The 16,142-nt window shown below is 63.8% G+C and carries 12 protein-coding genes and 1 pseudogene; all 13 read left to right on the top strand.

Going from position 1 to position 16,142, the window contains the following annotated elements; all coding sequences use genetic code 11:
- A pseudogene (locus tag RUU78_RS07440) lies at positions 1 to 365 on the top strand (hypothetical protein); the annotation flags it as partial.
- Between the two features lie 11 nt (positions 366 to 376).
- Positions 377 to 1,411, top strand: a complete 1,035-nt coding sequence (locus tag RUU78_RS07435) for a DUF2169 domain-containing protein (protein WP_313915178.1) — start codon at positions 377 to 379, stop codon at positions 1,409 to 1,411.
- On the top strand, positions 1,404 to 6,608 hold the full coding sequence (locus RUU78_RS07430) for an RHS repeat-associated core domain-containing protein (RefSeq protein WP_313915176.1): 5,205 nt from the start codon (positions 1,404 to 1,406) through the stop codon (positions 6,606 to 6,608). The genes RUU78_RS07435 and RUU78_RS07430 overlap by 8 nt, the downstream gene beginning before the upstream one ends.
- 19 nt (positions 6,609 to 6,627) lie before the next feature.
- Positions 6,628 to 7,200, top strand: coding sequence for a DUF4303 domain-containing protein (locus RUU78_RS07425; protein ID WP_313915174.1), 573 nt, complete (start codon positions 6,628 to 6,630; stop codon positions 7,198 to 7,200).
- Between the two features lie 79 nt (positions 7,201 to 7,279).
- Positions 7,280 to 7,732: an SMI1/KNR4 family protein gene (locus tag RUU78_RS07420; protein WP_313915172.1), complete on the top strand. Its 453-nt coding sequence runs from the start codon at positions 7,280 to 7,282 to the stop codon at positions 7,730 to 7,732.
- Between the two features lie 188 nt (positions 7,733 to 7,920).
- Positions 7,921 to 8,265 carry a hypothetical protein gene (locus tag RUU78_RS07415; protein ID WP_313915171.1) on the top strand — a complete coding sequence of 115 codons (345 nt, stop codon included), beginning with the start codon at positions 7,921 to 7,923 and terminating at the stop codon, positions 8,263 to 8,265.
- A 101-nt stretch (positions 8,266 to 8,366) separates the two neighbouring features.
- The gene (locus RUU78_RS07410; RefSeq protein WP_313915169.1) at positions 8,367 to 8,804 is read left to right on the top strand and encodes an SMI1/KNR4 family protein; all 438 of its coding nucleotides are present in this window, start codon (positions 8,367 to 8,369) and stop codon (positions 8,802 to 8,804) included.
- Positions 8,805 to 8,898: 94 nt separating this feature from the next.
- On the top strand, positions 8,899 to 9,207 hold the full coding sequence (locus tag RUU78_RS07405; RefSeq protein WP_313915166.1) for a hypothetical protein: 309 nt from the start codon (positions 8,899 to 8,901) through the stop codon (positions 9,205 to 9,207).
- A complete protein-coding gene (locus tag RUU78_RS07400; RefSeq protein ID WP_313915164.1) occupies positions 9,208 to 9,675 on the top strand; it encodes a hypothetical protein in 468 nt (155 codons plus the stop codon).
- 364 nt (positions 9,676 to 10,039) lie between these two features.
- Positions 10,040 to 11,077 carry an SGNH/GDSL hydrolase family protein gene (locus tag RUU78_RS07395; RefSeq protein WP_313915163.1) on the top strand — a complete coding sequence of 346 codons (1,038 nt, stop codon included), beginning with the start codon at positions 10,040 to 10,042 and terminating at the stop codon, positions 11,075 to 11,077.
- 22 nt (positions 11,078 to 11,099) lie between these two features.
- Positions 11,100 to 11,816 carry a hypothetical protein gene (locus RUU78_RS07390; RefSeq protein WP_313915161.1) on the top strand — a complete coding sequence of 239 codons (717 nt, stop codon included), beginning with the start codon at positions 11,100 to 11,102 and terminating at the stop codon, positions 11,814 to 11,816.
- Positions 11,817 to 11,843: 27 nt separating this feature from the next.
- Entirely contained in the window at positions 11,844 to 14,327 is a 2,484-nt protein-coding gene (gene lnt, locus RUU78_RS07385; RefSeq protein WP_313915159.1) for an apolipoprotein N-acyltransferase, read from the top strand.
- A gap of 232 nt (positions 14,328 to 14,559) precedes the next feature.
- Positions 14,560 to 15,462, top strand: coding sequence for a sterol desaturase family protein (locus tag RUU78_RS07380; protein ID WP_313915157.1), 903 nt, complete (start codon positions 14,560 to 14,562; stop codon positions 15,460 to 15,462).
- Positions 15,463 to 16,142 lie beyond the last annotated feature (680 nt).

Below are 16,142 nucleotides of genomic sequence, written 5' to 3'. Positions count from 1 at the left end.
AGGTCGGCAAGTTCAAGACCGAGACCATCGGCATGGCCTCGATGCAGAACGTGGGCCTGGGCAAGATGACGAATGTCGGCCTGGGCTACATGCGCAACGTCGGCATGATGATGACCAGCGTCGTCGGCGTCAGCCGCACCGACACCATCGGCAAGAATCACACGGCCACGGTCGGCAAGGTCTATACGCTGACTGCCGGCGGCAAGAGCACGATCGTCATGGACGACAAGAGCATCCTGCTGCAGATCGGCCAGTCGAAACTCGTGCTTGAGGAGAACGGGAACATCACGCTCAAGGGCGTGAAGCTGCTGATCGAAGGCGACACGATCGTCGACATCAACAGCGACAAGATCGATCTGAACTGAGGGATGCGTTCATGACCGTCGTCGTTAACCAGAGCCTGTACCCGGTGCAGGCCGTCGAGCACCGTTTCTATCACGGCAATCGCTACCACTGCGTTACGGCGAAAGTGACCGTGCGCTGGGACGACGAGGGACGTCTGTATTCCGTGCCACGCCAGCCCGAGATCGCCCGCGAGGATGTCTGGCGCGATCAGCCGGATCGATCGAGCCTACTCCTCGCGAGCGAGCTGATTCCGTACAAGCCGACGACGGACATTCTTGTGACCGGCAGTGTGCGGCCGCCCGACGGCAGGCCGACGCGCAGCTGGGCGGGCGCGCTCGTGATCGGCGAACGCGAAAAGCGGCTGCGCTTCCATGGGCCACGCAGCTGGCGCCACAGCCTGCTGTCGGGTTGGACGTTGTCGGAACCCGAGCCTTGCACACAAGTTGCGCTGCTTTATGAGAACGCCTATGGCGGCGTGGTCGATGCGAGCAAGGCGCACTTCGAGGACGGCGAGTTCTACGAAGCCAATCCGCATGGCTGCGGTTTCCTGGGTCGCAGCCGGCCCGACACCGGTCAGGTCTATCGTGCACCGCAGATCGAAAGCTGGGACGGTGCGGTAAGTGATCTGGGGCGCGATGTGAGTGTCGGCGGTTTTGGTCCGGTCCCGGGCTTCTTTCCCGAGCGTGCCCGCTACATCGGCAATTGGACGGCCGATTCGGCATCCATCCCGCTCGACATGGATATGCGTTACTGGAATACCGCGCCGAGCGATCAGCGCAGCGATACGTTCCTCAAGCGCGGCTCGACAATCTCGCTCGTGAACCTGCGGCCCGGCAGGCCGGTGACCCTTGAAATACCGCCGTTCGAACCGGCGCTCGTCGGCGAATTCGCCGACCATCACCGCGAGGCGATGGACATGAACCTCGACACGGTGACGATCGATCTGGACAACCAGCACCTCGTGCTGCGGTTCCAGCGCATCGTCGCCTACAACGACGCGCTGACGTCGATCCAGGTGCGCTGCGCGCCGTGCAAGCCGCTGTCGGGCGAGGTGGCCCGTGGCTGAGGCAATCAAGGCCGAGAGGATCGGCAAGCATTTCGCAACCGTCGTCTCGCCGGCGTTCTCCGCGACACCGTTCGGCAAGCGTGCTGTGCCGACCTTGCCGATGGTCGATTTCAGCCGCGCGATCAATACCGCGGCCAAGACCAACGGCAACGCGGCGCCGCTGTTCCTGCTGATGTCCTTCGCCCCGGACGCGACCGGCGACAAGCTGTTCGTCCCGCTGGAATGCCTGCGCGAAAACCCCGTGGAGGCCAGCTTCGCGACGGCCCACGGCCACACCGGTACGATCTTCTCCAAGACCGCGCCGCCCGTGCCCGGCGCGATCAACTGCGGCGTGCTGTCGGGGCCGGAAGCTTCGTGCAGCGCCGAGATCGAAGCGCTGGTTGCCGCGCTGGCCGAACGGATGGCCAATGAGTTCAAGGCCGCGCCGCTCGACTTCCTGATCAATTTCAACAATGCCGCCGACAAGGCGGTCGCCGACGTGCTGACGTCGCAGGCCAAAGGCATCGGCGACTGGTTCGTCGGCGCCTACGACTGGGCCGTCGACAAGACGTCGCAAGGCATCGAATACGTACTCGACGGCGGCGCCGCACGCGATATCGCGAGTGCGGCGGACTACGTCAGCAGTGGCGAGATCCTGACTGATCTCAAGGACGGTGCGGTCGCCGCCTACGAGTGGGGCGCGGAAGCGCTCGACACGCTGATGAACCTCGACTACGACGAGGTCTATGAAGCGTGCAAGCAATGGCTGCTGGAAACGCTGGGCCAGCTGACCTGCGACATGCGCGATGCGCTCGCCGCGATGCTGGCCGACAAGCGTCCGATGTCCGTGCAAATGGGAGAAATGTACGGTACCGCGAAGGTCGCCGTGGCCGAAGCCGCCGCAGCCGTCGCCGTCGATGTGCTTGTCACCAAGGGTGCGGCGTCCGCCGCTACGCGCGTTGGCGCGATGGTCGCCAAGGCCGGCCCGCGCCTGGGCAAGCTGGCCGACAAGATCGGCGACATCATGCGCCGCGCGAAGAAAAAGCCGAACCCGGGCCCCGACCACAAGCCGCATGCACCGCCAGTCGACAAGACGCCGGATGGCAAGCCACCGGAAAAGCCCAAAGGCGACACCGTCGACGGACCGCCAAAGCCGATCCCGTGTCTGGACTGTCCGATCAAGGGCGCGCCGGTCAATACCATCTTCGGCTGCAAGATCCTCGTGGGCGATGCGGATCTCGACTTCGTCATCGACTCGCCGCTGCCGCTGCGCTGGCAGCGCACGTATGTGTCCAGCAACGCGCATGAGAATTGCCTCGGCCAGGGCTGGAGCCTGCCGCTGGATTTTCGCGTCGAGATCGAAGCCGACCTGTTCGTGCTCATTGACACGCAGGGACGGCGCATCGCTTTCCCGCGCATCGCGGTCGGAAGCCAGCGATTTTCGCCGCACGAGCAGTCGACGTTGCGGCGCACCGCGCGCAACAGCTGCGAACTCGTTACGCCCGACGGCCTGCGCCTGATCTTCGGTCTCGCGCCTTCGGACCACGCCCGAGCGGCCGGATTCGACGCCCTCGAACGAGCCCAGGTGCAGCAATTCGAACAGGCGTTGCAAGCCGCCGGCATCGAGCATGGAGCCGCGTCGACGGACGATCGTCCGCCGCAGGCGCACACACTCGTGCTGCTCGGCCTGATCGACGCGAACGACAACTGGCTGCGCCTGCACTATGCCGCCGACGACCGGCCGTACGTCGTCGAGGCCAGTGACGGCCGGCACGTCGGGCTGCATTACGATCCCATGCGTGCATCGCCGTCGCCGCGTCTATTGCGTGTCGACGAACTGCTCGGCGAGCCGGACTCCGATGGCCGCTTCGCCGCGTCACGCACGCTCGTGGAGTATCGCTATGACGCGGCCGGCGATCTCGCCGCCGTCGTCGATGGCGACGGTGCCGTCGTGCGCACGTTCAACTGGTCGAATCACCTTCTGATCGAACACGCCGAACCTGGCGGCCTGGTCTCACGCTACGAATGGGACGTGACGACGCCGCGCGGCCGCGTGCTTGCGAATACGCTGTCGACCGGCGAGACGCTGCGTTTCGAATACGATCTGTCCGCCAGACGCAACCGCGTCATTGACGCGAGCGGGCGCGTCACGACGTATTGCTACGACGACAGCTTCTACTTCACGGGCGTGATCACACCCGACGGCGCACACACGCAGTACCACCGCGACGGGCACGGCAACCTCACCCTCGTCATCGATCCGCTGGGCCGCCGCACGCGCTACAGCTACGACAACGTCGGACGGCCGATTCGCATCGATCGTCCTGACGGCACCAGCCACCAGTTCAGCTATGACGGCGTGAGCCGGCGCCCCAGCGCGCTCACCGATCCGCTGGGTCAGACCACACAGCAGCGCTTCGACGTGCGCGGCAATCTGATCGAGTCGCGCGACCCGGATGGGGCGGTCACGCGCTTTGAGCTCGACGCACGGGGCCTGCCGCAGCGCATCCACGACGCGCGTGGCGGCACGATGCAGCTGAGCTACGACCGCAGCGGCCGTCTCGTCGAGTACCGGGACTGCCTCGGCCAGCCGACGCGCCACACCTACGACGACCGCGGCAACCGCATCGCGACGACCGACGCGCTCGGCGCGACCACGCGCTACGACTACCGGCGCATCAACCGGCAGGATCGCGTTGTCGCGATCACGCTGCCGGACGGTGCGATCGAACGCCTCGCCTACGATGCGCTCGGCCGGCTGATTGCATACATGGATGCCAACGGCCAACCGACGCGCTACGTGCTGGCGGCCGGCGGGCAGCCGCTCGTGCGCGAGAACGCGCTCGGACACAGCCTGCGCTACCAGTACGACGTGCATGGCCGGTTGTGCGCGCTGACCAACGAAAACGGCGCGATCCATCGCTTCGCCTGGGACGCAGCCGACCGGCTCATCAGCGAGCGCGGGTTCGATGGACGGCGCATCGACTATCGCTACAACGCGGCCGGCGAACTCGTCGAATCGGCCGATGGCGTTGCCGACGCGCAACCGTGGATGGCGCCGGCGCAGAACACGATCCAGCGAAAGCATTATCAGCGCGACCTGCTTGGACGTCTGATCGACAAGATCAGCGTCAAGCCTGGCGACGCCGACGCACCCGAGTTGCGGCACAGCCGCTACACGTACAACCTCAACGGTCGGCTCGTGCGGGCACGCAACCGATACGCGCGCGTCGAGCTTCACTACACCGCGAGTGGCAGGCTGGCGCGAGAAATCACTTGCACGCGCGGCGGCCAGACGAGCACGATCGAACACGCCTACGATGGACTCGGCAACCGCTACAGGACGGTATTGCCCGACGGTCGCGTGCTCATGCATCACCTGTACGGTTCCGGCCATGTCAGCCGGATCACGTTGGACGACGCTACGGTCTGCGAGTTCGAGCGCGACGCGCTGCATCGCGAAACCGTGCGCCAGCAGGGCGCGCTGCAGACCTTCTACGAGCGCGATGCACTCGGCCGCGTATTGCGCCAGGACGTCAGGACGACGAGCGGCATTCCGTCGGCGGAACCGGGTATCGCGCGCCTCTATCGCTATGACCGCAACGGTCAGCTGCTGAGCATCGACGATGCACGCAATGGCCGAAGTCTTTATCAGTACGACGCAACGGGGCGTCTGCTTGCCGCGGTGAGTGCCGCCGGCAACGAACGCTTCGCGTTCGATCCGGCGTCCAATCTCCTCGATGACGGTGCGACCGGCGCAGTGCCGGCAGCGCCAAAACGCGTCTGGACCGACATCGAGTGGCAAGCCTACCTGCGGGAAAACGTCGGCCGCGCAGGTTTCAACCCGCTGCTCGGTCCGGAGCAGCTCGCGACCGATCCGCAACACTGGGACGACGCCAGGACCAATCGCCTGAGCGTTTACCAGCAGCACCGGTATCGCTACGACCGCTGGGGTAACTGCATCGAGAAGCGCTCCGGTGCACACGAGATCCGCATGTTGCGCTGGGATGCGGAACATCAGCTGGATCGCGCGCACATCACCCGCGTCCAGCGCGGTGTGCTCGTGCATGAAGCCTGGGGCTACGACTACGACCCATTCGGGCGGCGCGTGGCGAAGTACCGGCTGCCCGGAGTCGCGGCGAACGATGCGGCCGGGTCTGCCGCCGAAACCGCGCGTGTTGCGCGCCACGATGTCGACGCGACGCACTTTGCCTGGGATGGCAACCGGTTGTTGCTCGAGCGCACCGCCGGCAGTCAGACGCTGTATCTCTATGAACCACACAATTTCATCCCGCTGGCATTGGTGCGCAGTGCAGCGCCGCCGACTAAACCGGCAGAGGCTTCACCGTTGCCGCAGGAGTGGTTGAGCCTCAAGGACCGCTACCCCGAGCAGTGGGCTGCGATCGAACGACGTCGTCAGAAAGTGCTGCGCAAGGTGGGGTCCGAGACCGAGTCGCCTGCACCGCCCGCGGTGGCAGAAATCTTCCACGTCCACGCCGATCATCTCGGAACGCCGCGCGAGCTGACCGACGACGCCGGCAACGTCGTCTGGAGCGCGAGCTACAGTGCCTGGGGCGCGGTTGCGTCGATCGATACGCCGCCTCAGCGAACTTGGATCCGTGACGGCAACACGCTGCGTGAGATCTGCGGGGAGCAGTCCGCTCCGGTCGTGCAGAACCTGCGGTTCCAGGGGCAATATTTCGATGCCGAAACCGGCTTGCACTACAACCGCTTCCGCTACTACGACCCCGATGTCGGAAGGTTCGTCAGTCAGGATCCCATCGGATTGCTGGGCGGAAACAATATCTACCTGTACGCCCCAAATCCGGTTCAGTGGATCGATCCGCTGGGCCTCAGTTGCTGGGGTGATCTGCTGATAAAGGCAGGTATCCCAAAGCCGGGGGACATGGAAAGGCCGCATGGGCACCACATCATATTCAAGGGCGACTTCGATCACCTTCCTGACATGAAAGCCGCTCTCGAACGGAGTCGCGCCGTCGTGGAACAGTACGGCGTGGATCCGGTGAACGAGGTCGGCGCATTGATGTGGGCGCCCAACAAAGGACATTCGGTCGAAAACGCCGAGCTTGTTGCGAAGAAGCTCGAACAAGCGAATCAGAATCTGCGGGCGCAGGGGATAAACCCGAGGAGCGACTGCGGAAAATTTGCCATGTTCAAGGAATTGCAGAGAATCGGAAAAGAGGTTTTTCTTCCCTAGTTCATGCCGCAGCGCAATCATGCTGCACCGTTCAACTTTGATGCTGAGAGCCGATATGAACTTGGATGATCTGACGGAAAGAGCCATTGCCGCGGCCAGAACTTCGTTTTCTGACCTGATGGAGAAAAAAAAAGGTGAGGCGTTCTATGCCTTCATCCTTTATACCGACGCCGATTGCTACACGGTTCTGCCCTCTGCGAACTCCATCGAAAAATACCGCGAGAAAATCGCGAAGCGCGGCGTGGATGACCCTAAGCGAATGGCGGGTTACAAGTGGTCCATCGGCGAATGGGCCTATGAATCCTGGAAGGCCGAAGCGTTCGACGCGATCTGTGAGGACCTGAGCGAAGCGAGCCAGTCGGCCTGTGAAGCGGGTACATTCCCCGGGTTTCGACAGCAAGTTCATTCATCCATGATCGAAGCATTGGCTTCCTTGGATGCAGAGGGTTTCTTCGGATCGATGAGAAGTGGCATCGTGATCTTTGTCTCGTCATCCGATTACGACGAGTCCATCGAACTGGAGAACCGGTCGGCGCAGAGGCTGAATTCCCCTGAGGTGTACGCGGAGTTTCTCAAAAGGTACGTAGCCTGATTGAGTCGGACAGACAGGGACTGGACACCCACAATCTCCAGCCAGGTGACGTCGGAGAGGGTGTGACCGGGGGCAGTCGATGCACGAAAAACTCAAATCCGAGCTCGACAGCGGAAAGGTTGCCGGGTTCGCACCTGGCCAGCAAATACCCGCGACATGGATAGCGCGGGCAGAGGCTGCACTTGGCGTGCACTTCCCGCCTTCGTATCTCTGGTGGCTGGAGAACTACGGCGCCGCCATGCTGGGTGACCAAAGCGTTTTCACGATCCTCCAGTTGGATTTCGATGACGCATGCGGCCCTGATATCGTGTATCAGCAGCTCAACAACGTCGCCAACGGGACGGCTATACCAGACGGTCTGGTTGTATTCGAGCCTGAGTCTTCTGACGAGATCTACTACTTCGATCTGTCGTCGCCGCATCAATCGGGCGAATATCCGGCAATGCGGAAAGATCTGCAGTTTGGAACGGTAGAGCTTTTTGCTGTGTCGTTCGCCGAATTTCTGTTGAAGCAAATTCGGATGCTGTCCTGACGACGGGCAGACCGGCTCGTCAGCAAGCGCTGCCTTCGACGGTCGACGCATCGATTATCGCTGCAACGCGGCGCGGCGAGTTCATCGAAGCTGCCGATGGCGTTGCCGGTGCGTAGCCATGGATGGGAATGGGACGGTAGTAGGGACGGGCGCAACGGAAAACTTGATCCAGCTACCGGATGTCTGCTATGAAAAAATTTCAGCTTCAGCAGTTCGTCACGATCGAGGACCTGATCGATGTGGTCAGGGAGAAACAGGAAAGAGACGTCTACTATGCCGTCTATTCCGAAACGGGAGACGATTTTGGGCCGGGCGACAAGGTCTTCGTCGACAGCAATGTCCAGGTCAACGACACCGATGAGGAAATCTATCCCGCCCAGGTCGTCGCCAGAGAACTTCGGTTTGCCTACTCCGGTGAGCAATTTCAGGATGTCATCGATCTCGGATTCAAGCAGAAGCCAACGGCAACCCACGCGGAGATCATTGGCGCATTGAACCATTACAGCGAGCATGACGACTTCTTGGACCTCTAGTTACCTGTCGTCGTCGTTCAGGGATTTTTTTTGCCAGTTCGGCGCCTGTGTCTGGCGGCGCTTCACTCGATCACGCGATGCACCTTTCTTGGCGATAGGCCGTGACTCAATCAGTTCGCGAACTTCTCGAAGCCAATGTCGACGCCGACGACTATCACATCGGTGGAGGCGTCCCCGCCCGTACGATCGCTCTCGCGGAGAATGCCTTGGCCGTCCAGTTTCCAGCGGAATATCGGGAATTCGTCGGCGAAGTAGGCTGGCTTGAGATCCACAATAGCTACTTCTTTGGCGTGCCTGCTGATCCCGAATCGGAAGAGGGCAATGTCGTTCACATGACGCGCTATGCGCGAAATCATTGGGCTCTGCCCGAAAACTATCTGGTCGTCTATTCGAGTGACGACCAAGCGCTCTGGTGCCTTGACGGAGCATCTGCGGAAAGACGCTCGAAAGTGCTTGCATTCGATACACGACGGACCGAGTTTGCCGGCACCGTATCTGCGTCATATTTTGACGCGTTGTCGGATTTTCTGACGGCTTGATGGCCGAAGATGAGTCGCCCCGCGGTGGCGTGTTGCCGCGCAATCCGTTGCCCAGCAGATCGGTGACGCCGGAGAGGCCATGACCGAGTAGCCGATGTACGAAAAGCTAGAATTCGACAGCGGAAACATTGCCGGGTTCTCGCCTGGCCAGCAGATATCCGAGGCATGGATAGCACGCGCGGAGGCTGCGCTTGATGTGCACTTCCCGCCGCCTTCGTATCTCTCGCGGTTGGAATACTACGGTGCAGCCATGCTGGGTGACCAAAGCGTCTTCACGATCCTGCAACTGGATTTCGATGACGCGTGCGGCCCTGATATTTTCGGCCGGTTCGCGAATTCCTGGAATCCAATATCGATGCCGCCGACTATCGGATCGTGGTACCAGCCGGGATGTGTGCAGTAAATGGAAAAAAGGACTGATGCGGTTTTCGAGATCCTTCGGGCGGCGGCAGCTGAAGCCAATGCCAAAGGCGACAAGTGGATTGTCATCGACTGTGCCTACGAGCACATGGATGCGCTTGGCGATCACGATTTCGACGAGGTGCTGGCACAGATACTGGCCTTGGTCGAGCGGTACCCGCAGCTGGACTTTGGCGGTCCCGGACCCTTCGGCGATTTCATAGAGCGAGAGCCTGTCGATGCCTATGCCGATCAGCTGCTGGCCTCTTTGGAGCGACGGCCTAGCGTCCAGGTAGTCGGCTGGCTGGACCGGATCATGCGAGCCAAGTGTTACCGGCGCCAGAAAGCATGGGCTGCCATCCCACCTTCGCGATTTGCCCTGGCGCCCGAGGCGGTGTTGAGGCATCCGTTGGCAGCCGAAGACTGCAGGTCGTTTTCCCGGGAATGTCTGGCCGACATCGATAAGGGTTGAGTGGCCGGATTTTGCGAGGCCGCGTCGCCGTTCTGCTGAGCAGTCATCGTGTTCAGATTGCGCAAAGGCAGGCCTCGGTCATCCGTAGATTTCCTGCCCGGAACAATGAGCGAACCCGGCGGATTCCATGTTGCAGTGCACCGTGAGCAGATTCAAACGAGCGTATTGACCGCCACAACGCGCACATTTAGTCTTCGCCTCGGCAAGGGGGGGAGCCCGACATGGGCGCCATGCCGAGTGTTGCGTTTCGTTGGGAAGGCGGAGACCGTCCGGTTTCCGCGTCTGATCTGCAACTGACCTCGTGGGGACAACCATGTACAACCGATTCCGCGGCGCCGCCCGTCGGTGGCTGCCAGCTGCTGCCTTGTTCGCTCTCAGTACCCAGGCCATGGGCAACACGCTCAACCAGAACGTCTCGTGGACCGTCGATCGCGCCGGAACGAGCGCGAAGTATCGCGTCGTGGCGTATGGCGATTCGATCTACGCGGGCTACAACGGATCCATCAGCAACGCGGCACGCTACGCCGCGACAACGGTCGACTCGGAGTATCTCTCCGCGCTGTGGAACGCAGACATCGAGAACATCCGTCGCGCCAAGTCGGGCGCGGTGGCTTCGGACGTCTATCAGAACAAGATCGTGGCCGAGCGCTCGTACATGCAGGCCAGTTCCACGCGGGTCGTGACCTTCGAGATGTGCGGCAACGACGGCTTGCAGGCGCGTTCCAGCTTCAAGTCGCAGACCGGTACCTGCAACTACAGCGTGCTGACCAACGCGGTGAACTCCTGCAAAACCTATGTCGCCCAGGCGATGGACTACATCAACGCGAATGCGCATGCCAACACCAGGCTCAAGGTCATCGCGAATCTCTATTACCCGGGCTACAACGCTGACAACGTGCAGAGTTCGTGCCGCGACGCGGCCACCGGTGCGACGGTGAACCTGCGCGATCGTTTCCTGCCGGCGATCGCGACAATGAACTACTGGATGTGCGAATACGCGCGCCAGAAGGGGTTCCAATGCGCCGACAGCTTCTCGCAGTACATGGGCGCGGACTACGACAGCAACGGTGACGGTCAGGTCGATTCCAGCGCGCTGCGCTACGTGGCCGGCGAGAGCGAGGCGAGCTATGTCACTCGCATCACCACCACGCTGCGCCCCACGCTGCGCGACGCGAATACGCATTTCGTGAATTCGTCGAGCAGCTTTGACTACATCCAGTCCGACGATGTGCACCCGACCTACACCGGCGGTACGGTGAGCGCCGGCCTGTTCGGCGGATCGACCGGCAGCGGCGCGCCGCGGTATACCAGCTTCACCGGCGGCAAGAGTCCGATCTGGAACAACTTCGGGCACGAGCGCATGGGCTGGTCGCTGTCGACCTACAATCCGGCCACACCCTGATCGCCCAGAGAGCGCAATACCGGTGAACGGCTCCGGCCACGACCGCACCACGCCGTCCGTCGAGGACGGCGATGGTGTGCGTGTGATCCGGGAGCGCCGCCCGGTGCTTTCGGCGGCGAACGTCGTGAAGGTACTCGCCGCGACGGTTGTCGTGGCGGGCATCGCGACGCTGCTGCTCTCGCCGCGACCTTCGCGCACGGCGACCGGACGGACCGGCGGCGCGGATACGGCGACGATCACCGTAGCGGCAACCGAACCGCAAGTTGCCGTACCCGCGCGCGTCGCCACGACGGCAGCGCACGCGCCACAACGCAACGCATCGATGCCAGCCATGCCCATCGCGCGCAATCCTGACGACTTGCCGAGCGGCGATCCCGACGACATCGCGACCTATGTGTCGCCCACGGATCCGGCTCCGACCATGACCGAGGTGATCCAGGCCTTGCACGACATGGGCGATCACACCGGTATGGGCGCCTTCAATCCGCCCGGTACGAGTCCGCCGCTGCGCGGCCTGGCCGTGCCGGACGATTTCATGCTGCCGCAAGGCTACGTGCGTCATCACCAGGTGACCGACGAGGGCGAGCCGCTGGAACCCATCCTGATGTTCTCGCCCGATGGCGCATTCGTAGATGCATCCGGTCGTCAGATCAGCATTCCGGAAGACCGGGTCGTACCGCCCGAGATGGCGCCGCCCGGATTTCCGATCCGGGAGATCACGATCCCGCCGTCGCCGTGAGGCGCCCGCGCTGATGGGCATGCCCTGATGGGTGCGTTCCCTGCGCAGCCGCGCGCAATCTGGCGCGTGCTCGTCGGCATCGCCGCCAGTGCGGCGCTGCTGGGTGTCTATGCACGTGGCGGTCACGCCTGGGTCCTGGGCTTCGGGCTGCTGGTACCGTGGCTGCTCGCATTGAATCCCACGAGCACGCTCGCCGGCGCGCTGCTCAGCGGATGGTTGATGAGCGTCGCGTTCGTCGTGGCCGTGTTCACGTGGTTCGGCGTGGCGCTCGATACCTACACCGGCATGGGGACGGTTCCCGCGGTGCTGGCGCTGTGTGCTCTCGCGCCGTTGCTGCAGCCGCAGGTGATCGTCTTCGCCGTGGTCCGCCATCTCGTCGGAACGCGTCATGGGGCAGTCGTGCGTGCGCTCGCCGGCGCTTCGGCCTGGGTCGCCTGCGAATGGCTGTGGCCGAAGCTGCTGGGCGACACGCTGGGCCACGGCCTTTTTCCCGCGGTGTGGTTGCGACAGGTGGCGGACCTCGCTGGCGCCGCCGGCATTACCTTTCTGCTGATCCTCGTCAACGAAGCCCTGACCCAGGCCGTGGCGCAACGACGCGAAGGCATCCGCAACGTGCTGCGGTCGTTGGCGCTCGCGGTCGCGCTGCCGGCGATGATGGCGGGCTACGGCGCACTGCGTCTGTCCACGATCGAATCGGTACTGAGCGAGCCGGCGGCGTCGATGCGCATCGCGATGGTGCAGGCGAGCATCGTCGACTACGAACGCCTGCGGCGTGAGCGCGGCACCTATGTCGTGGTGCGCGAGGTGCTGGACACGCACTTCGCGCTGTCGCGCTCGGCCATCGAGCACCACCATGCGGACGCCTTGCTGTGGTCGGAGACGGTCTATCCGACCACGTTCGGACATCCGCGCAGCGAAGAGGGGGCGGCGCTGGACCGCGAGATCCTCGATTTCGCCGCTGCCGCGAACGTGGCGCTGGTATTCGGTACCTACGATCTCGATGCCGCGGGCGAGTACAACGCGGCGGCCTTCCTGGCTCCCGGCACTGGCCTGATCGGCACCTATCGCAAGACGCATCCGTTTCTCTTTACCGAGCACGTCCCGGCGTGGCTCGATGGTCCCCTGCTGCGACGCTGGCTGCCGTGGACTGGCAGCTGGCAGCCCGGCTCGGGCGCGCGCGTCATGCTGCTGCGCGCTGCTGACGGGCGCGAGCTCAACGTGGTGCCGCTCATCTGTCTCGACGACGTGCAGCCGGGTCTTGCCATCGACGGCGCGCGTCTCGGCGCGCAGGCAATTGTTGGGCTTTCCAACGATTCCTGGTTCACCGACCACCCGATCGGGGCGCGCCTGCATCTTGCGGTGGCGGCGTTCCGCAGCATCGAGACGCGTCTGCCGCAGCTGCGGGTGACCACGAACGGCCTCAGCGCCTTCGTCGATCCCACGGGTGCCGTGCTGGCCAGCACGGCGATCGGTGATCGAGCCGTACTGGCGGGTGAGGTTCCGCTGCGCGACCCACCGCCGACCTTGATGGTGCGCTGGGGCGACTGGGTGGGCGGCGCGGCGGGCGCGTTCCTGCTGTTGCTCGCCATCGCGTCGGTCGTGCGCGCGTGGCGCGCTCGCCGGGCTGGCACCGATTCGCGTGCGACCGTCGATGCGGCGATGTCGACGGTTCCTACTGCGGTCGACGTGGTGCTTCTCACGCCGGGCTGGCGTGTCGCGACCGGGCTGCTGCGAGTGTGCGCCGGCGCCGGATTGCTGTGGCTGGTCTTGCGCATGCTGCTGCGCGACGGGCTGCAGGTGAATTCGCTGGCACAACTGCAGATTTTCATTTGGGCGACGCTGACGCCGGCGGTCGTGGCGTGGGCGATTCAGCGAGCGTTCGCAGCGCGTGCGCGGATCGAGGCGGGAATGCTGGTATTGCAGCAAGGTCACCAGCGCATCGAGGTGCCCTTGGATCGGATCGTCACCGCGCAGGCGTGGCGCATCCCATTGCCCGGCACTGGCATGGACCTGGGGCTGGCTTCCGGGGCCCGTTTCGCGCACGGCATTGCCGTCGCCGACATCCATGCGCTGCTGCGCGCGCTGGCTGGCGCCGGTTCTCCTGTGCGTCTGATCGGAGCGGCCTCGACACGCATGGCCGACTACGCCACGGCGCGCGCGCTCGCGATGTGGCCACGACTCGATCATCCGCTGGTCAAGTTCGCGCTGTTCCCGTTGCTTCCGGCGTTGCCGGCATTCCGTCTGCACCAGCACATCGCGTTTGGCGGCACCTTTGGCGAGTACTACACCTACGGGCTCGCGGCGTGGCTCACCGGGCTGCTGATCTGGTGGGCCGCCTGGTCCATAGGTCTGATGATCTTCGCCGCGGCGCTGCGCATCGTCGTCGAGACGGGTCACCTGGCGGCGCTGCCATGGCCGGCCCGCGCCGCCGCGGTGCGCCGCACCCTGGCCGCGCTGAGCCGCGTGGCTTTCTACGCTGCGCTGCCGGTATTGCTGGTCTTTCGGGTCTGAGTCTCGCGGCGAAATCCGTCCGCAATCTCCGGTTCGAAAACGTCGCCGCCGGCACACTCCAGGTTCGATACGCGGGCGTCGGCGAGCCGGTGGTGTATGTCGCCTGAGTCGTGATCAGGGGAAGTCGCTCTCCGGCGCACGACTCCATCAAGCAGGCCCTGCCGGTTGACGCGGCGCTGCCGACGCGAAAACATCGCGACGGACCGGCCGGTGGCCGGGCAGGGGGCGAGCGATGCGTAGGGGGCGATGGTCGGACTGGCTTTCGTGGCTGTTGTGGCCCGCGCTGTACGGGCTGGGCCTGTTCGGTTCGTATCTGGCCCTCGACAGCGCGCGGCCTCTGCTGGCCTTCAATGCCGTCTATCTGAGTCTGTTCGTGGTCATTGCCCTGCTGGAGCGGCTGATGCCGTTCGAGCCGCTATGGCTGGTGGACGACGGCGATACGGCGGCAAACCTCGCGCATACCGTGTTCACCAAGGGGCTGGTGCAGATCGGTGCGGCGCTGGCCGCGTCGCTGGGCATGGCCACGGCGTTGGTGGTGCAGCCAGCCGTGGCGCCGGCGAGCGGCCTGTGGCCGGCGGCGTGGCCGCTGTTTGCGCAAGTCGTGCTCGGGCTGGTCATCGCGGAACTGGGCCTCTACCTCGCACACCGAATCGCCCACGAATGGCCTTTGTTCTGGCGCTTCCACGCGCTGCATCACAGTGTGCGCCGCCTGTGGGTCGTGAATACCGGCCGTTTCCACATCGTCGATACCTGCTTCAAGGCGGTGCTCGGGCAGATTCCGCTGTATTTTCTCGGCGCGCCGCTGGCGGTGTTTCTCTGGATCAGCGCGGTAACCGCAGTGACCGGGCTGCTGACCCATTGCAACATCGTGCTGCGCACCGGGCCGCTGGACTGGGTCTTCTCCACGCCGGGCCTGCACCGCTGGCATCACTCCAAGCGGCTGGAAGAGGGCAATCGCAATTACGGCGAGAACCTGGTGCTGTGGGATCTGCTGTTCGGTACGTACTGCAACCCGGCGCGCCGGCCTCCGGCGGACATCGGCATCCACGGGCGCATCGCGGCCGGTTTTTTCGCCCAACTGGTGCAGCCGTTCCGGCGCAGCGGCGTGCGCGAGATCATGGGGCCGGATGCGTAGTGAATCGCGCGCCGCTGGCGGGTAGTGGTCTTTTGCAGGCGCTGAGGCGTCGGGATGTCCATGGACCACCGCTGAGTCCGCCTTCATGGCGTCCGAGGCAGATCGTCTTTTAACCACAACTTTGCATTTGGCTATTTATTGACCAATCGAGGTTGTGCATTGTCATGCCGCCGCCGCAGAGGAGCGGGATAGTCGGCTACTCTTTGCGCGCGCACGTTCGACGTTTACGGTGCGCCGTGTGCGGTGATTGCGAAGATCGTGCGCAGTGTGCGTGCTCAGGCTTGATAGGCCGGACGCGGACCGGGAGAATCCAGCGCGGACGGGGCGTGTATGAACAGGGACGCGCGCGCCGGTCGGGACCTGATCGCGAGCTCCCATTCCGGCGCTGTCCGGTTCGCCTTATCCGTGGCTTTCTCGCAGTTTGGCACCGATGACGGTGGCACTATCCGAATCCAAGGCAAAGGAGTGATGCCGCGATGGGTGTCTGGTCCGTGCTCATACCGCTCTCTCATCCGGCAGTCCCGCCGCTCTCGTCACCGCGCCTGCCCATTTTCCTGCTTGCGCGCCGCGCCGCCGCCTCGGGCGTGGGTGTCATCCCTGACTGGATGTTGATCAAGGATTCACGATGAATCGCACCCTGAACGTGACCACGCCGCTGGGCCCCGAAGTGCTGCGCTTCG

Source organism: Tahibacter sp., assembly GCF_032229445.1.
Classification (GTDB): domain Bacteria; phylum Pseudomonadota; class Gammaproteobacteria; order Xanthomonadales; family Rhodanobacteraceae; genus Tahibacter.
This window is presented reverse-complemented; position numbering and strand designations above follow the sequence as displayed.